Raw genomic sequence first — 16,257 nt, 5'->3', positions numbered from 1 at the left:
CATCTAGAGTGACCGTCACGTGACAGGAGTCCAGATGACAGCAAAACGCCCGACCATGAGATCGGTCGCCGAGGTGGTGGGGGTCTCCCACCAGACCGTCGCCCGAGTCCTCAACGGCGACACGACGGTGGTGGAGTCGACCCGGCAGCGAGTTCTCGCAGCGGCCGCGGAGCAGAACTACGTCCTCACCACCGCCACGCGGTCGACCCAGGCCCGCTCCACCTCGAAGATCATCGGCGTGATCGCACCGTACGGCGCCGACGCGCTGTTCAACGATCCGCACCTGCTCGGGGTCGTGCACGGCGCGACCCGGGCGATCGCCGCCCGCGGCCACAAGATGCTCCTGTCCCTGCCCGCCACCGAGCACGACCGCACGAACGTCTTCGCCGACGCCCTCGCCGAGCGGATCACCGACGCGATGATCGTCGAAGCGGGTGTGGGCGAAGAAGGCTTCGCCGACATCGTGAAGGCGGGGTATCCGATGATCGTGATCGGTTACACGACGCACGAGGTCGCCTCCGTGCGCGGCGACGACGAAGGCGGCATGTACGCCCTCACCCAGCACCTCCTGGCCCTCGGCCATCGGCGCATCGCGGTCATCGACGGTCCCGAGGAGGATCGTCTTGTACTCGCGTCTCGTCGGGCGGGAATCCAGCGGGCGATGAAAGACGCGGCGATCGGCGAGATCGTGGTCGTCGAACGCGGCGATTTCGGCACGGAGAGCGGCGAGGCGGCAGCAGCCCGCCTGATGAGCGCCGAGCAGCACCCGACTGCGATCATGGCGATGAACGACCGCATGGCGATCGGGGCCATGAACTGGCTGCAGCACAACGGATACAGCGTTCCCGGGGACATCTCGGTCACGGGCTTCGACGACATCCCGGCCGCAGCGCTCGTGAGCCCTGCGCTCACGAGCGTGCACGTCTCCTCCCCCGACCTCGGCGAGAAGGCCGCCGAGATCCTGCTCGACTCCGGCCTTCGGCCGACCGCGGGCACCACCGTACTCCCCGTGCGCCTCGTCGTGCGGGATTCAACCTCGCCGGCACGTCGCGGGTGAGCAGACGTGGCCTCAACACGGGTCACCCAGCCATTAACTCGAAGGAGAGTCCAATGTCGCATCGAACCATGGGGGCGAAGGCACTTGCCGTCGCCGCCGCCACAGCAGCGACGATCGCCCTCACCAGTTGCTCCGGATCCTCGGGCAACGACGCAGCGCTCGCACCCATCACCGACCCGCAAGCCGTCTCGGGAACGGTGAACGTGCTCGCCTGGCAGGGCTCGGATGGCCCGCTCAAGGCCGTGATCCCCGCTTTTGAGAAGGAGTACCCCAACCTCACAGTCAACCTCGAAGTCGTCGGATACGACGACGTGAGCACACGCCTCACCGTCGGCCTGCAGAGCGGGACGAATCTTCCCGACGTCGTGGGAGTCACCGTCGAGCGCATGAAGACCGTGACCGGCACGTTCCCCGACGGCCTCGTCGATCTGAGCACCTTCGGCCTCGACGAGCGGGAATCCGAGTGGGCTCCTGCGAAGTGGCCCGCTGCGACCGGTGACGACAACGAGCTCTTCGGCGTCCCGTGGGACATGGGACCGGTGGCCGTGTACTACCGCGCCGACCTGTTCGAGCAGGCGGGCATCGATCCCGCATCGATCGTCACCTGGGACGACTACCTGGCCGCCGGTGACAAGCTGCAGGATCTCGGGGTGAAGCTGTTCCCGCTCTCCGTCGCCAATTCGCAGCTCTACAGCTCTCAGTTGCAGCAGCTCGGAGAGAGCTACTTCACCGACTCCGGCGAGGTCAATCTCGACAGCGACGATTCGATCGCCGTCGCGACTCGGCTGCAGAAGGCCGTGCAGGGAGGCTACGCCGAGATCGTCAACAACGACGACGGCCTGACGACGGCGCTCAAGAGCGGTGCCGTCGGCAGCCTCATCATGCCCGTGTGGTACTCCGGCTCGTTCCAGACCAACCTGCCCGAGATGGCCGGCCAGTGGGGCGTCCTCACCCTTCCCGAGCTCGAGGACGGCGGCTCCCGCGCCTCCAATCAGGGCGGCTCCTATCTCGTCGTCCCCGCGAAGTCCTCGAACCCGCAGGGCGGCTACCTGTTCGCGACCTTCGCGCTCGGCACGGTCGACTCCGCGAACACCATGATGGAGCTCGGCAGCATGTCGTCACTGCTCGCCGCGCACAGCGAACCCGCCTTCACCGAGCCGGTCGACTACTTCGGCGGGCAGAAGGTCTACCAGCTGTTCGCCGACACGATCCCGGACATCGCCGCCGTGCCGTTCACCTCCGACTACGACAAGGCCGACCAGATCGTCATCGACGCGATGAACAAGATCGTCGTATCGAACGCCGACCCCGCGTCGACGATGAAGGACGCCGCGGCGCAGCTGCGGAATCAGATCGGTCAGTGATGCCGGGCGTCCTTCCGGACGCGACCGCCCGGGGAGCTGTGCAGAACGCACGGCTCCCCGGGGCCTCGCGCCCCTCTCGACGGAAGATCAACCATCGTTACCTCCTGTTCCTCGCACCAGCGCTCGTGCTCTTCGCGGTGTTCCAGGCCTATCCGATCGTGCGCAGCCTGATACTGAGCTTCCAGTCCCGCGAGGGAGGAGAACTCGCCTGGGTCGGTTTCCGTCAGTACGAGCGGCTCATCGGCGATCCCAACTTCTGGCTCGCCCTCGGCAATACGCTCATCATCCTGGTCATCCAGGTTCCCCTCATGCTGCTCATCGCGCTCGTCGTGGCATCGGCGCTGCGTTCGAGCTATGTGAAGCTGAAGACCGGCTTCCGGCTGATCTACTTCCTTCCGGCGGTCACCGCCCTGCTCGCGTACGCGATCGTGTTCCGCGCCCTGCTCAACGGCGATTCCGGTGTCGCCAACCAGATCATCGGCATGTTCGGAGTCGAGCCGATCAACTGGCTGGGCGATCCGTTCTGGGCGCGCGTGTCCCTCATCTCCGCGGTCACCTGGAGGTGGATGGGGTACAACATGGTCATCATGCTCGCCGGCATGTCCTCCATCGATCCGAGCGTGCGAGAGGCCGCCACGATGGATGGCGCGAACGCCGGGCAGACCTTCCGCTACATCACCGTGCCGCTGCTCAAGCCCGTCATCCTGTTCTGCGTCGTGACATCGACGATCGGCACATTGCAGATGTTCGATGAGCCCTACATCCTGACCCAGGGCGGCCCTGCCGGGGCGACGCTGACGATCGTGCTGTACCTGTATCGAACCGCGTTCAAGAGCCTCGACTTCGGCTATGCGTCAGCGATCGCCTGGGTCCTGGTCATCATCGTGATGATCATCGCGCTCATCCAGATGCGCCTTCTCCGCGACAAGGACGACGAATGACCGAGGCAGTGCTCCGATCCCCCTCCGCACCACGAGCTCAACGCCGCTCGGCGGGCGCCGTCATACGATCCATCGCGATCCACGTGGGACTCGTGCTGGGTGCCGCCATCAGCCTTTTCCCCATCTACTGGATGTTCGTGGCCGGCACCCGCCAGAGCGCGGACATCTACTCCGCACCACCGGCGCTTCTGCCGGGCGGCGAGCTCGCCGCCAACGTCACCACCCTGTTTCAGGACACGACGTTCGCCACCAACCTGCTCATGTCGATCGTCATCGCCGTCGTGTACACCCTGCTCGCCGGTCTCGTGGCCGCCATGGCGGGCTTCGCGCTGGCGAAGTACTCGTTCCGCGGGCGCCAGGCGATCCTCACTGTCATACTCCTGACGATGACGATCCCGTATCAGGTGACGCTCGTGCCCTTGTTCGAGCTGATGTCCAGCCTCGGATGGATCAACACCGCACAGGCCGTCATCCTGCCGTTCACACTCAACGCCTTCGGGGTGTTCTTCATGCGCCAGTCCTTTCTGGCGTTCCCCACCGAGCTCATCGAGGCGGCGCGTCTGGATGGTGCAGGTGACTTCAGGATCTTCTACCGGATCGCTCTCCCCTCGATCCGGCCCGCCCTCGCCGTGGTCGCCCTGCTGATGTTCATGTTCCAGTGGAACTCGTTCCTCTGGCCGCTCCTCGTGCTGACAGATCCGCAGCTGTACACGGCGCCGGTCTTCCTGGGCACCCTGGTGGGACTGAGCCAGACCGACTTCGGAGCTCTTCTCCTCGGCACCTCGATCACCACGATCCCGACTCTGATCTTCTTCCTCGTGTTCCAGAAGCAGTTCGTGTCGGGCATCCTGGCGGGAGCGCTGAAGTAGCCGGCGACCTCCTCCCTCCGGATGGGGCGCACGTCGCGAGGCGAACGGGCGCCGGCGCGTCCGTCGCCGTCCGGAACGGCCATATGGCGCATCCCGCAGGAGGGCGGCCCCGGCTGCTCGCGCTCAGACGTTGCGGCGGATGTACTTCATCAACCAGACGATCACGCCGATGATCAGCAGCGCGATGCCGAGCCAGAGCAGGAACTTGACGGCCTCGACGAAGATGCCGAGCGCAAGGAAGAGGATGCCGACGAGGATGAGCAACACGATGAGGATTCCCATTGCGCCAGTATGACCTGCCGGGCCTCTCTCAGACAGAGGGTTGACGCGCCGGGTACAGTGACACCACTATGCGCGGCATCCAGGACATCGGCGCAGAGGGCATCCTGCTCGCGGGGGGCGGGCGCGCCATCCTGCTGCAGATCGCGAACCCTGCGGTGGGCGCAGGAGTCGCCGCGCACAGCGACTTCGCGAACCGGCCGCTCGACCGCCTGCGCGGCACGATGACCTATCTCTATGCGATCGGCTTCGGCACGCCCGAGAACGTGGCCGAGGTGCGCAGGCGCGTCAACCGGGCGCACGGGCCCGTGCGCCGCAAGGCCGACGCGCACGGCGACGGCTACGACGCCTTCGACCCCGGGCTGCAGCTGTGGGTGGCCGCGACCCTCTACGACACCGCTTTGCAGATCTACGAGCGGGTCTACGGCGAGCTCGACGAGGAGTCGGCCGAGGCCTTCTACCGGCAGTACGAGGTCGTGGGCACGGCGCTGCAGGTGCCGGTCGGTTCGTGGCCGGCCGATCGGGAGGCGTTCCGGCGCTACTGGCGCCAGTCGGTCGCCGGGCTGACCGTCACGCCTGAGGCGCGCAGGGTCGCGTGGGATCTGCTGCACCCGCGCACGGCTCCGCTGTGGCTGAAGGCCGCCATGCCGCTCGCGAGACTGCTGACGGCGGGGCTGCTGCCGGACGAGCTGCGGGATGCCTACGGACTGCCGTGGTCTGCGGCATCCGCCCGCCGTTTCGAGCGGTTCTGGCGGGCCGCGGCCGTGATCTACCCACGATTGCCACGCCGCCTGCGCCACGCCCTCAAGAACCGCTACCTGCGCGCCCTCTGAACGCGGCGTCGTGCGCGCACGGCGGATGCCGCGGCGCACGACGTTCGTCGGGGCGCACCGAAGAACCTGCGCCGCGACGAACGGTGTGCGCCGCGAGACCGGGGGGGCAGCTGGCGCTAGATCTTCTCGATCGGGGCGATCTTGATGAGCAGCTTCTTGGTGCCCGCGGCGTCGAACTGCACGTGCGCGACCCGTTTGGTGCCCTCGCCCGTGACCGCGGTGACCCGGCCCTCGCCGAAATCGGTGTGACGGATGCGGTCACCCGCGAGCAGCTCGAGGTCGCCGTTGTCGCGCACCTGCCCCGTGACCCGGTTCGCCCACTCGGTCTTGACCTTGGGCTTCGGCGCGATCGACCCGCCCGTGCCGTAGCCGCCCGAACCGGAACCGTGGCCGCCGGAGCCGTAGCCCGAACCGCCGTAGCCCGAACGGTTGGCGTTGAGCGCGCGCGGCTGGGTTCCGCCGCGGCTCGTCGCCATGCCCGGGGACTGCCGCCACTCGATGAGCTCGGCCGGGATCTCTTGCAGATAGCGGCTCGGCATCGCGACGGCGGTCTCGCCGAACTGGGCGCGGGTCATCGCAAGAGAGAGGTAGAGACGCTGGCGTGCACGCGTGATGCCCACGTAGAACAGGCGGCGCTCCTCGGCGGGGCCGCCGGGCTCGCTCGCCGACATCCTGTGCGGAAGCAGGTCTTCTTCGACCCCGGTGAGGAAGACGGCCTCGTACTCGAGACCCTTGGCCGTGTGCAGGGTCATGAGCGAGACCGTGCCGCTCGAGTCGTCGAGCTCGTCGGCCGCCGCCACGAGCGAGACCTCGGTGAGGAAGTCGATGAGGCCGCCGTCGGGGTTGTTGCGCGCGAACTCCCGCGTGACCGCCACGAGCTCGTCGACGTTCTCGGCGCGCGCCTCGTCTTGCGGGTCGCGGCTCGCGCGCAGGGCGTCGATGTAGCCGCTCTTCTCGAGCAGAGCCGTGAGCACCTCGGCGACGCTGAGCTGCCCCGCCGGATTGCCCGGGTCGATCGCGAGCGCGGTCTCGTCGAGCAGGGTGGCCAGCTGCAGGATGGCGGCGGTCACCTTGGGCCCGAGGCCGAGCTGCGCGGCGTCCCGCATCGCCTGGCGGAAGCTCACGCCGTTCTTGTCGGCGTAACTGGCCAGCGCCGTCTCGGTCGCCGGGCCGATGCCCCGCTTGGGCACGTTGAGGATGCGCCGCAGCGGCAGGGTGTCTTGCGGGTTGGCCACCGAGACGAGGTAGGCGAGCGCGTCTTTGATCTCGGCGCGCTCGTAGAACTTGGTGCCGCCGAGCACCCGGTACGGCAGCGCCGAGCGGATGAAGATCTCTTCGAGCGCACGGGTCTGGGCGTTGGTGCGGTAGAAGACCGCGATGTCTTTGTAGGCGACGCCCGCCTCGTGCAGGACCTGGATCTCGTCGGCGACGAACTGCGCCTCGTCGTGCCCGCTGTAGCCCGTGTAGCCGATGATCTTCTCGCCGTCGCCCACGGCCGTCCAGAGCTTTTTGTCTTTGCGGTCGAAGTTGTTGCTGATGACGGCGTTCGCCGCCGAGAGGATGTTCTGCGTCGACCGGTAGTTCTGCTCGAGCAGCACGACCTTCGCGCCCGGGAAGTCGCGCTCGAACTCCGAGATGTTGCGGATGTCGGCCCCGCGGAAGGCGTAGATCGACTGGTCGGAGTCGCCCACGACCGTGAGAGAGGCGCCGGGGATGCCGCCGCTGCCGTCGCTCGCCCGCGACGAGAGGGGCGTGTCGAAGCCGGCCTGCGCGACCACCTCGGCGCCGACGGGGCGCGTGAGCTCGCGGATGAGCGAGTACTGCGCGTGGTTGGTGTCTTGGTACTCGTCGACGAGGATGTGCCGGAACCGCCGCTGGTACTTCGCGGCGACGTGCGGGAAGGCTCGGAAGAGGTAGACCGTCTGGCCGATGAGGTCGTCGAAGTCGAAGGCGTTCGCCTCGGTGAGGCTGCGCGTGTAGCGGCGGAAGATCTCGAGGAACATCACCTCGTTGGGGTCGTTGAAGTTCGCCATGCGGGCGTAGCTCTCGACATCCGTGAGCTCGTTCTTGAGCCTCGAGATCTTGTTCGCGGCGGAGGCGACCGTGAAGCCGAGCGTGTCGGCCTCGAGGTCTTTGATGATCCTCTTGAGCAGCGCGCGCGAGTCGCCCGAGTCGTAGATGCTGAAGCTCGAGGTGAAGCCGAAGTTCTCGGCCTCGCGGCGCAGGATGCGCACGCACGCCGAGTGGAAGGTCGAGATCCACATGCCGTCGGCGACCTGGCCGAGCAGCGCCTCGACGCGCTCGCGCATCTCGGCCGCGGCCTTGTTGGTGAAGGTGATGGCGAGGATCTGGCTCGGCCACGCCTCGCGGCTCTCGATGAGGCTCGCGATGCGCCGGGTGAGCACGCTCGTCTTGCCCGAGCCTGCGCCGGCCACGATGAGCAGCGCCTGCCCCCGGTAGCTCACGGCCTCGGCCTGCTCGGGGTTGAGACCGTCGAGCAGAGGGCTGGATGCCGCTGAGCCCGGGCCCGCGGACGCGAAGCCGCCGCCCGCCGCGGGGTCGTGCACGATCACGGGCGTCGTGGAACCCGTCGCGCGGGTGTCGTCAGGATCGGAGAGAGTCGTCATGCCGCAACAAGTCTAGGCGCGGCCACCGACGCCCGGCCGCGTTCCTCGGCGACCGACGGGCGGCCGTCAGAGCTCGTCGCGCAGCGCGAGCGCCAGATCGGGGTGGTCGGCGAAGATGCCGTCGATGCCCGTGCCCATGATGAGCCGCCACTCCCCCTGCCAGTCGCCGAACGCGGCCTTCGCGCGGCCGCGCCGGAACGGCGCCGAGAGGAAGCGGTTCTCCGGCCGCAGGGTCCATGTGAAGATCTGCAGCCCGGCGGCGTGGGCGTGATCGACGAGCTCGGTCGTCGCGGGGCGGCCCGCGGCATCCGTTCTCAGCAGGAGCGACTTGTCGACGCTCACGCCGTCGACGTGCCCCGAGAGCCCGTACAGGCCCGCGGGCGTGACCACATCGGCGTAGGAGGTCGCCTGCGCACCGCTGCGCGCCACGAGGTCGGCGGGTTTGCCGCTCGCCTCGATGAGGTACACGTAGCTGGCCTTGACGCCGCGGGCGCGCACCTCGTGCAGCACCGTCTGCTCGAAGCTCTCGATCGTGAGCCGGTCGAACTGGTAGCCCCAGCCGAGCTCGTCGAGCTCGTTCGCGAGCAGCTCGTCGAGCGGCAGCCCGATCGAGGCGAAGTACGTCGCGTGCTTGATCTCGGCGACCATGCCGAGCGGCGCGCGTGCATCGGCGGAGGCCCTGTCGATGATCTCGACGAGCTCGCTCAGCCGCAGGATCGGGTAGTGGCCGTCGAAGCTCGCGCTCGACTGGCGCAGGGCGCCGAGCCGCTCCCGCGCGCGCAGGGTCGAGAGCTCGTCCCAGGTGAAGTCCTCGGTGAACCAGCCGGTGAGCTCGTGGCCGTCGATGAGCTTGGTCGTGCGCCTCGCCGCGAACTCCGGATGACTCGCGACATCCGTCGTGCCCGAGATCTCGTTCTCGTGCCGCACCACCAGCACGCCGTCCTTCGTCGCCACGATGTCGGGTTCGACGGCCTCCGCGCCGAGGGCGAAGGCCAGTTCGTACGCGGATCGGGTATGTTCGGGACGGTAGCCGCTGGCCCCACGATGACCGATGATCATCGGTGTGGGGGTCGTGCGCACGGTCATCCGCTCAATATAGTGCGGGAGACCGGGAATAACGGGCGAACATCCAGCTTTTACTGAGAGAAACTTGATTAGATGTCATGAAGCGTCTATGACGGTGTTCCATCCCCGACATCCCTGAGAGCAGAAGGACCCATGGCACTCGACAACCCCGCATTCTCGCGGAACAAGGCTTTCCAGACGGGCGGCACGACGACCGCTGTGGCGACGCCGTCCGCCGAGAGTCTGACCGAGCTGTACAACCAGCCGGCCGCGACCTCCTCCGACACCGACCGCATGACGATCGAGGATTCGATCATGAAGTCGGTCGTGACCTTCGTCTTCCTCCTCGCGGGCGCGGCGGTCGGCTGGATCCTCGCGCCGACCATCCCGTTCCTGTGGATCGGCGCGGGCATCGTGGGCTTCGTGCTCGCGCTCGTCAACATCTTCAAGAAGGAGCCCTCGCCCGCGCTCATCCTCGCCTACTCGGCGGTGCAGGGCGTCTTCGTCGGCGGCATCTCGGCGTTCTACGAGACCGAGTTCCCCGGCGTGGTCGTGCAGGCGGTCATCGCGACGCTGGTCGTCGTCGGTGTCACCCTGGCGCTCTTCGCGAGCGGCAAGATCCGCGCCTCGAAGAAGGCCACGAAGATCTTCCTCATCGCGATGATCGGCTACGCGGTCTTCTCGCTGCTCAACTTCGTGCTGATGCTCACGGGCGTCAACCAAGACCCGTGGGGCCTGCGCAGCGCCGAGATCTTCGGCATCCCGCTCGGTCTCATCGTCGGCGTGCTCGTGGTCATCATGGCCGCGTACTCGCTCGTGCTCGACTTCGACTCGATCCAGCAGGGCGTGCGCAACCGCGCGCCGCGCAAGTACGGCTGGACGGGCGCCTTCGGCATCATGGTAACGGTCATCTGGCTCTACCTCGAGCTTCTGCGTATCTTCGCCATCGCCCGCGACTAGCACCCGCTCTCCTGCTCACGGCAAAGGCCGCCCCACGGGGCGGCCTTTCCTTTTAACACCCTCACCCGGACGCCGGGTTTCGGCTCGGGCCTGAGTATTCGCGGGGTGCGAGTTTTGCGGCGAATGGCCCATCCACGCTTTTCGGATGGGCCATTCGCCGCAATGTCTGAGCTGAGGAGCGAATGCTCAGGCCCGAGCCGAAACCCGGCCCCGAGTCACTCCCATTCGATCGTCCCCGGCGGCTTCGACGTCACGTCGAGCACAACGCGGTTGACATCCGCCACCTCGTTGGTTATGCGGTTGGAGATGCGCGCGAGCACGTCGTACGGCAGGCGGGTCCAGTCGGCGGTCATGGCGTCTTCGGAGGAGACGGGGCGCAGCACGATGGGGTGGCCGTAGGAGCGCCCGTCGCCTTGCACGCCCACGGAGCGCACATCGGCGAGCAGCACAACGGGGCACTGCCAGATCTGGCTGTCGAGCCCGGCGGCGGTCAGCTCGGCGCGCACGATCGCGTCGGCGTGGCGCAGCAGCTCGAGCCGTTCGCGGGTGACCTCGCCGACGATGCGGATGCCGAGGCCCGGGCCCGGGAAGGGCTGGCGGCCGACGATGATCTCGGGCAGGCCGAGTTCGCGGCCGATCGCGCGCACCTCGTCTTTGAAGAGGGTGCGCAGCGGCTCCACGAGCTCGAACTGGAGGTCTTCGGGCAGGCCGCCCACGTTGTGGTGGCTCTTGATGTTCGCCGTGCCCGTGCCGCCGCCCGACTCGACGACGTCGGGGTAGAGCGTGCCCTGCACGAGGAAGCGGATGGGGTCGCCGTCGGCCGCCGACTCGGCGAGCAGTTGTGCTTGCGCCTGCTCGAAGGTGCGGATGAACTCACGCCCGATGATCTTGCGCTTCTGCTCGGGGTCGCTCACGCCGTCGAGGGCGCTCAGGAAGCGGTCTTCGGCGTCGATGGTCACGAGCCGCACGCCGGTGGCGGCGACGTAGTCGATCTCGACCTGCTCGCGCTCGCCGGCGCGCAGCAGGCCGTGGTCGACGAAGACGCAGACGAGCTGGTCGCCGACGGCCTTGTGCACGAGGGCCGCCGCGACGGCGGAGTCGACTCCGCCGGAGAGGGCGCAGATGACCTTGCCCGTTCCGACCTGGGCGCGGATGGCGGCGACCTGGTCGGCGATGACGTTGCCGCTGTTCCAGTCGGCCGGGATGCCGGCCGCGCGGTGCAGGAAGTTCTCGAGCACCTGCTGGCCATGCACGGAGTGCTTGACCTCGGGGTGCCACTGCACGCCGTAGAGCCTGCGGGCGTCGTTGGCGAACGCCGCGACCGGGGTGGAGTCGGTGCTCGCGAGCACGTCGAAGCCGGCCGGGGCTTTCGACACGGAGTCGCCGTGGCTCATCCACACGGTCTGAGCGGCGGGCTGGTCGGCGAGCAGTGCGTTGCCGGCATCCGACACCGTCACGTTCGTGGAGCCGTACTCGCGCACGCCGCTGTGGGCGACCTCGCCGCCGAGGGCCGTCGCCATGACCTGGAAGCCGTAGCAGATGCCGAGCACGGGGATGCCGAGGTCGAAGATGGCTGCGTCGAAGGCGGGCGCGCCGTCTTCGTAGACACTCGAGGGGCCGCCGCTCAGCACGATGCCGATCGGGTTGCGCTCGGCCACCTCCGCCGCGGTGATGTCGTGCGGCACGATCTCGGAGTACACGTTCGCCTCGCGCACACGGCGGGCGATGAGCTGCGCGTACTGCGCTCCGAAGTCGACAACGAGTACAGGCGCGGGCGCGCTCGGCTGCTGCGGGCTAATGGGGGGCCTCCACGAGTTGTTGGTCTTCCGATTCACGCCGGGCGAGGTAGGCCCGAACCTGGCGCGCGATCCTGACCTCGACGAAGAACGACAGGAAGGGCACGACACCGCCGAGGGCGATGAGAACGAAGCGGCCGAACGGCCAGCGCATGAGGCTCCAGAGCCTGAAGTCCGAGAAGAGGTAGACGACGTAGAACCAGCCGTGGGCGATGAGGATGCCGGTGCTGAGGTTCACAGCCACGACGGTGTCTCTCGGCACGAAGGCGAGGAAGCCCTGCGGCCCGCCCATCTCGAGCTCGTACTGGAACACGTACTTGATGAGCATCTCGGCGCACAGCAGCAGCAGCAGCACACCCGTGATGATCGAGCTCACCTGGTAGAAGGTGAGGGCTCCGCGGATTCTCGGGAAATCGGCGGCTTTGGGTTCGAGGGGCATGGAGCTATTTTACGTCCACGCCGTGGGCGGCCATCTCCGCCTGCAGACGCTCGTCCTGCTCCCGCTCCCACCCGTCCTTGGCCAGGCGATACCAGAGGAAGAAGGCGAACCCGGCGAACACGACCCACTCGACCGCATAGAAGATGTTCAGCCAGTTGAGGGTGACCTCCTCGTCGGGGGCGGGCGAGTCGATCACCTCGAGGCCGGCAGCCGCGTCGCGAGAGACCACGTAGCCCGTGTAGACGTCGCGGTCGTCGGCGTTCGACCACCGGTTGAGCAGGTCGGCGACCGACATCGTCGTCATCTCGTGCGGGTCGACTCCGTCGCCGGGCACCTCGGGGGAGTCGCTGGGCAGGAAGCGCCCGACGAGCTCCTGCGGGCCGGCTGAGGCCTCGAGCTGCCGCGCCACGGCATCGGCGGCGTTCCGGTCGGCCGTCCACCCGTAGGCGACCGCGAGCGCCGGCCCCGCGGCATCCGCATCGGTCATCGTGTCGACGTGGCCGACCACCCAGTACCCGCTCACGCCGCCGTTGATCCGATTGGCGACCACGTCGACGTCCGAGGCGACGAGGGTGCCCTCGACGCTCACCATCTGCCCGGTCGCGATCGTCTGGATGGGCCCGTTCGGCTGCGCGATGCTCTCGAGCGGCACGACCTGCTCGGTCGTGCGCACGACCTCCTGGCCGGATTCGATGGCGCGGCTGAGCTGCCATTGGCTGAGCGCCGCGAAGATCCCCGCGACGAGCAGGGTGAGCAGCAGCAGGCCGATCCAGCGCGGGCGCAGCATAAAACGGAAGAGGGTCGGGGTCTGCCCGAGCTGATCAGTAATCGGGTTCTCGCCTTCGTTCCGCCACGTCATCCGACTGCTGCATGGCCTGTTCGACGATGCGGTCGACCGCCTCTTTCGTCGGGGTGTCGTCGCCGGGCTCCATGCCCGCGGTCGCCGCCTCGACGAGGTTGATGCCTTCGTCGAGGATCGGATCCCGCTCGCGATGCTGCACCGCAGCCCGCTCCGCGCTCCGGAACATCCTCGCACCGATTCGCTCGGAGTTCGCCGCGAACAACGGGCCGAGCACGGCCATGATGAGCACGTAGAGACCGGCGAAGGGCTGCAGTCGATGGTCGAGGCCGGCGCTGACCGACAGCGTCGCGAGGATGAGCGTGAACTCGCCGCGGTTCGCGAGGATGGCGGCCGTGTTGATCGCCTCGGGCGCGCCCATCCCGTGCAGCCGGGCGAGCAGGATGCCGGAGCCGATGTTGAGCGCGAAGGTCATCACCACGGCGATGACCACGATCGTGATCACTGAGCCGAACTCGGCGATGTTGAGGGCGAGGCCGAAGTTGAGGAAGAAGAAGGCGGCGAAGACGTCGCGCAACGGCACCGCGACGCGTTCGATCTTCGACCGGTAGTTGCTCGCGCCGAGCACGACGCCGATCAGGAACGCGCCGATCGCGTCGGTCACACCGATGATCTCGCCGATCCCGGCGAAGAGCACCGCGAGGCCGAAGAACAGGATCGTGAAGAGCTCGTCGTCTTTGGTGCGCATGAGCCGCGAGACCACGCGCCCGCCCCAGCGCGCGATCGTGAACATCACGACGAGGAAGAGGAAGGCCACCGACAGTTGCAGCACGATCGGCCAGATCTCGGTCTGGCCGCTCAGCACGACCGAGACGATGGCCAGGTAGACGGCGATGAAGATGTCACCGACGACGGTGACGCCCAGGATCATGGGCGTCTCCTTGTTGGCGAGACGGCGCAGCTCGATGAGCAGCTTGGTGATGATCGCGGATGACGAGGTGCCGGTCATCCCCGCGATGACGAGCGCCTCACGGGTGCCCCAGCCGACCATCATCCCGAAGAGGAAGCCGATGCCCATGTTGATGAGCACATAGGATCCGCCCGAGATCAGGAGTTTTCCGGCGTTGCCGAAGAACTCCTCCTGATCGAACTCGAGTCCCAGGCTGAACAGCAGCAGGACCAGGCCGAAGACCGCGATCAGCTCGATGTCGGCGGACTCGAAGTTGAGCGGGAACCATCCCGTGTGCGGGCTGGCCAGCAGCCCGACGATCATGTACACCGGAATGGACGGCAGGCCGACGAGTTTCGCGAGGCGCCCGAGTCCGTAGGCAACGACCAGAAGAACGCCGAGCGTGAGGAGATCTTGGCCGAGGTGCATTCCTAGGCTCCCGGCGGGGCGTCGACCGGCGTCTTGAGGTGTTTCTCTCCTGTGCGATAGAAGTTGAACGCTTTGGCGACCTTCTCGGGCGACCCCGCGACGACGAGGGTGTCACCGGGGAAGACCTTGAAGTCGGCGGCGGGCGCCGGGTTGGCCGACTCGCCGCGAACGACGGCGACGACGGTCAGGCCGACGATGCCGCGGTCGCCGGGGTTGCCGAGCTGCTGGCCGGCGATGTAGTCCTCGTAGTCGACCGTGAACCAGTCGATGCTGAGGCCCGGGATCTGGTCGAGGGCCGTGAGCGACTCGGTGATCTGGGTGCCGCCGAGCAGCTCGGCGAGGGTGTGCGCCTCGTCTTCGCTCAGGCGCAACGACACCTTGGTGCCGTCGGGTCCGTCTTCGTCGTCGGCGAATGTGATGAGGTCGCTGTGTCCGGAGCGGTGGGCGATGACGCCGACCTTGCCTCCGTCATCCGTCACGAAGGTGTGGAGCACACCGACTCCCGGAAGTTTGACCCGCCGAACATCAACCATGCTGAGGGCTCCTCCTGGTTTGTGGGCAGTACGTCTATTCTACCGAAGCCCCGGCACGACTCGTCCGCGGTTCGCCCACGGCGAGCGCCGTTTGTTCCTCGCGCCTGCCTCTCCGCCCCCTCCGCCCCCTGTTTTGCGTCGAGCGCGGGTTTGTTCGCGAGCGCCGGCCCTCGAAGCTCGTCGCCCGCGAACAAACCCGCGCTCGACGGGATGCGATCCTCCGCACGGCCGAGCTGTGGATGCCGCGAGAGTGCACCGATCCGCACCGGAGAGTCTCCCGGTCCTCCTGCCCCGCCGACGATCGTCGTATGACGAACGACTGGAAGACACTCCTCGAACGACGCGACGGGCTGCTGCTCTGGAGAGACGCGCACGAGCATGGCCGGCACGGCGAGCTGCCGAGAGCGCTCGTGACCGGTGATCTCCGCAGGGTCACCCGCGGGGTCTACGCGCCCGCCGAGCCCGCCTCGGCGGATGCGGACGCCCGCTACCGCACGCTCGTGCGCGCGGTCGACGCGGCACGGGGGCATCGCGACATCCTCGCCCGGTTCTCGGCCGCAGCCGTCTGGCGGCTCCCGATGCTGGGCAGCTGGCCGACGGCCGTGCACATCGACGGCCCCGACGCGAGCGGCGGCCGCAGCACCTCCCGGGTCACCTATCGATTCCACGCGGATGCCGCGCACGACGCCACGGTGATCGACGGGTTGCGCGTCACCTCGGCCGCCCGCACCGTCGTCTCGGTCTCACGGCTCCACGACTTCGCCGGCGGGGTCGCGATGGCCGACCGCGCCTTGCGGAACCAGCTCGTGACCCGAGAAGCGCTCGTCGATGAGCTCGGGCGGCACGGCCCCGCGCGCGGGGTGCGCCGGGCACGCGCGGTCCTCGAGTTCGCCGACCCCGGGGCTTACAACGCCGGCGAGTCGCTCGCCCGGGTGCTCATGCACCAGCTCGGCTTCGACCCGCCGGAGCTCCAGCATCCCGTGCACGACGCCGACGGCCTGATCGGCGAGGTCGACTTCTTCTGGCCCGAGCTCGGCCTCGTGGTGGAGTTCGACGGCTTTCAGAAGTACAGCAGGCCCGAGTACCTGCAGGGCCGCACTCCGGCCGAGGTGGTGTGGGCCGAGAAGCTGCGCGAGGACAGGCTCCGCGCACTCGGGCTCCGCGTCATCCGCATCGTGTGGAGCGATCTGCTGAGCCCGGAGCGGCTGCGCCTTCTGCTCGAGCGCGCGGGTCTGAGACGTCGCCGCGCATGAGCTCGCTCGGTCGCACCCTGCCGCCCGATGCGCGGGATTGCCGCCGAGCGCGGGTTTGTTCGCC

General features: G+C 67.8%; 15 protein-coding genes. 7 read left to right on the top strand and 8 right to left on the bottom strand.

Annotated features, from left to right (window positions below; translation table 11 throughout):
• Nucleotides 1-34 precede the first annotated feature (34 nt).
• From CLV54_RS08200 to CLV54_RS08185, 4 genes are read left to right on the top strand one after another with little or no spacing between them, the layout of a single operon-like run.
• Complete coding sequence (locus CLV54_RS08200; protein ID WP_100344498.1) at nucleotides 35-1,057, top strand: LacI family DNA-binding transcriptional regulator; 1,023 nt, start codon at nucleotides 35-37, stop codon at nucleotides 1,055-1,057.
• A 53-nt stretch (nucleotides 1,058-1,110) separates the two neighbouring features.
• On the top strand, nucleotides 1,111-2,421 hold the full coding sequence (locus CLV54_RS08195; RefSeq protein ID WP_100344497.1) for an ABC transporter substrate-binding protein: 1,311 nt from the start codon (nucleotides 1,111-1,113) through the stop codon (nucleotides 2,419-2,421).
• Nucleotides 2,421-3,362, top strand: a complete 942-nt coding sequence (locus CLV54_RS08190; RefSeq protein WP_100345005.1) for a carbohydrate ABC transporter permease — start codon at nucleotides 2,421-2,423, stop codon at nucleotides 3,360-3,362. Before CLV54_RS08195 ends, CLV54_RS08190 begins: the two co-directional genes overlap by 1 nt.
• Nucleotides 3,359-4,231: a carbohydrate ABC transporter permease gene (locus CLV54_RS08185; RefSeq protein WP_100344496.1), complete on the top strand. Its 873-nt coding sequence runs from the start codon at nucleotides 3,359-3,361 to the stop codon at nucleotides 4,229-4,231. Before CLV54_RS08190 ends, CLV54_RS08185 begins: the two co-directional genes overlap by 4 nt.
• 123 nt (nucleotides 4,232-4,354) lie before the next feature.
• On the opposite strand, the gene CLV54_RS17675 is transcribed toward CLV54_RS08185, so the two are convergent.
• Complete coding sequence (locus CLV54_RS17675; protein WP_170061968.1) at nucleotides 4,355-4,513, bottom strand: hypothetical protein; 159 nt, start codon at nucleotides 4,511-4,513, stop codon at nucleotides 4,355-4,357.
• Between the two features lie 68 nt (nucleotides 4,514-4,581).
• On the opposite strand from CLV54_RS17675, the gene CLV54_RS08180 reads away from it, so the two are divergent.
• Entirely contained in the window at nucleotides 4,582-5,343 is a 762-nt protein-coding gene (locus CLV54_RS08180) for an oxygenase MpaB family protein (protein WP_100344495.1), read from the top strand.
• Between the two features lie 116 nt (nucleotides 5,344-5,459).
• Here CLV54_RS08180 and CLV54_RS08175 read toward each other — a convergent pair whose 3' ends face one another.
• Nucleotides 5,460-7,970, bottom strand: coding sequence for an ATP-dependent helicase (locus CLV54_RS08175; RefSeq protein ID WP_100344494.1), 2,511 nt, complete (start codon nucleotides 7,968-7,970; stop codon nucleotides 5,460-5,462).
• A gap of 66 nt (nucleotides 7,971-8,036) precedes the next feature.
• Complete coding sequence (locus tag CLV54_RS08170) at nucleotides 8,037-9,056, bottom strand: glycerophosphodiester phosphodiesterase family protein (RefSeq protein WP_100344493.1); 1,020 nt, start codon at nucleotides 9,054-9,056, stop codon at nucleotides 8,037-8,039.
• Nucleotides 9,057-9,188: 132 nt separating this feature from the next.
• Between CLV54_RS08170 and CLV54_RS08165 the strand changes: the two genes are divergently transcribed.
• Nucleotides 9,189-9,995: a Bax inhibitor-1/YccA family protein gene (locus CLV54_RS08165; RefSeq protein WP_100344492.1), complete on the top strand. Its 807-nt coding sequence runs from the start codon at nucleotides 9,189-9,191 to the stop codon at nucleotides 9,993-9,995.
• A gap of 215 nt (nucleotides 9,996-10,210) precedes the next feature.
• Here the strand turns inward: CLV54_RS08165 and guaA are convergent, their stop codons facing one another.
• Genes guaA through CLV54_RS08140 form a run of 5 tightly spaced genes read right to left on the bottom strand, consistent with a single transcriptional unit; the run spans nucleotide 10,211 to nucleotide 14,940 of the window.
• Entirely contained in the window at nucleotides 10,211-11,794 is a 1,584-nt protein-coding gene (guaA, locus tag CLV54_RS08160; RefSeq protein WP_100345004.1) for a glutamine-hydrolyzing GMP synthase, read from the bottom strand.
• Nucleotides 11,790-12,230, bottom strand: coding sequence for a DUF3817 domain-containing protein (locus CLV54_RS08155; protein ID WP_100344491.1), 441 nt, complete (start codon nucleotides 12,228-12,230; stop codon nucleotides 11,790-11,792). The genes guaA and CLV54_RS08155 overlap by 5 nt, the downstream gene beginning before the upstream one ends.
• Nucleotides 12,231-12,234: 4 nt before the next feature.
• The gene (locus CLV54_RS08150; RefSeq protein WP_100344490.1) at nucleotides 12,235-13,089 is read right to left on the bottom strand and encodes an SURF1 family protein; all 855 of its coding nucleotides are present in this window, start codon (nucleotides 13,087-13,089) and stop codon (nucleotides 12,235-12,237) included.
• Nucleotides 13,052-14,407 carry a cation:proton antiporter gene (locus CLV54_RS08145; protein ID WP_100344489.1) on the bottom strand — a complete coding sequence of 452 codons (1,356 nt, stop codon included), beginning with the start codon at nucleotides 14,405-14,407 and terminating at the stop codon, nucleotides 13,052-13,054. Before CLV54_RS08145 ends, CLV54_RS08150 begins: the two co-directional genes overlap by 38 nt.
• Nucleotides 14,408-14,409: 2 nt before the next feature.
• The gene (locus CLV54_RS08140; RefSeq protein WP_100344488.1) at nucleotides 14,410-14,940 is read right to left on the bottom strand and encodes a cation:proton antiporter regulatory subunit; all 531 of its coding nucleotides are present in this window, start codon (nucleotides 14,938-14,940) and stop codon (nucleotides 14,410-14,412) included.
• Nucleotides 14,941-15,248: 308 nt separating this feature from the next.
• On the opposite strand from CLV54_RS08140, the gene CLV54_RS08135 reads away from it, so the two are divergent.
• Entirely contained in the window at nucleotides 15,249-16,193 is a 945-nt protein-coding gene (locus CLV54_RS08135) for a PDDEXK family nuclease (RefSeq protein ID WP_100344487.1), read from the top strand.
• Nucleotides 16,194-16,257: the final 64 nt, after the last annotated feature.

The sequence above is a fragment of the Compostimonas suwonensis genome (assembly GCF_002797855.1).
GTDB lineage: Bacteria > Actinomycetota > Actinomycetes > Actinomycetales > Microbacteriaceae > Compostimonas > Compostimonas suwonensis.
This window is presented reverse-complemented; position numbering and strand designations above follow the sequence as displayed.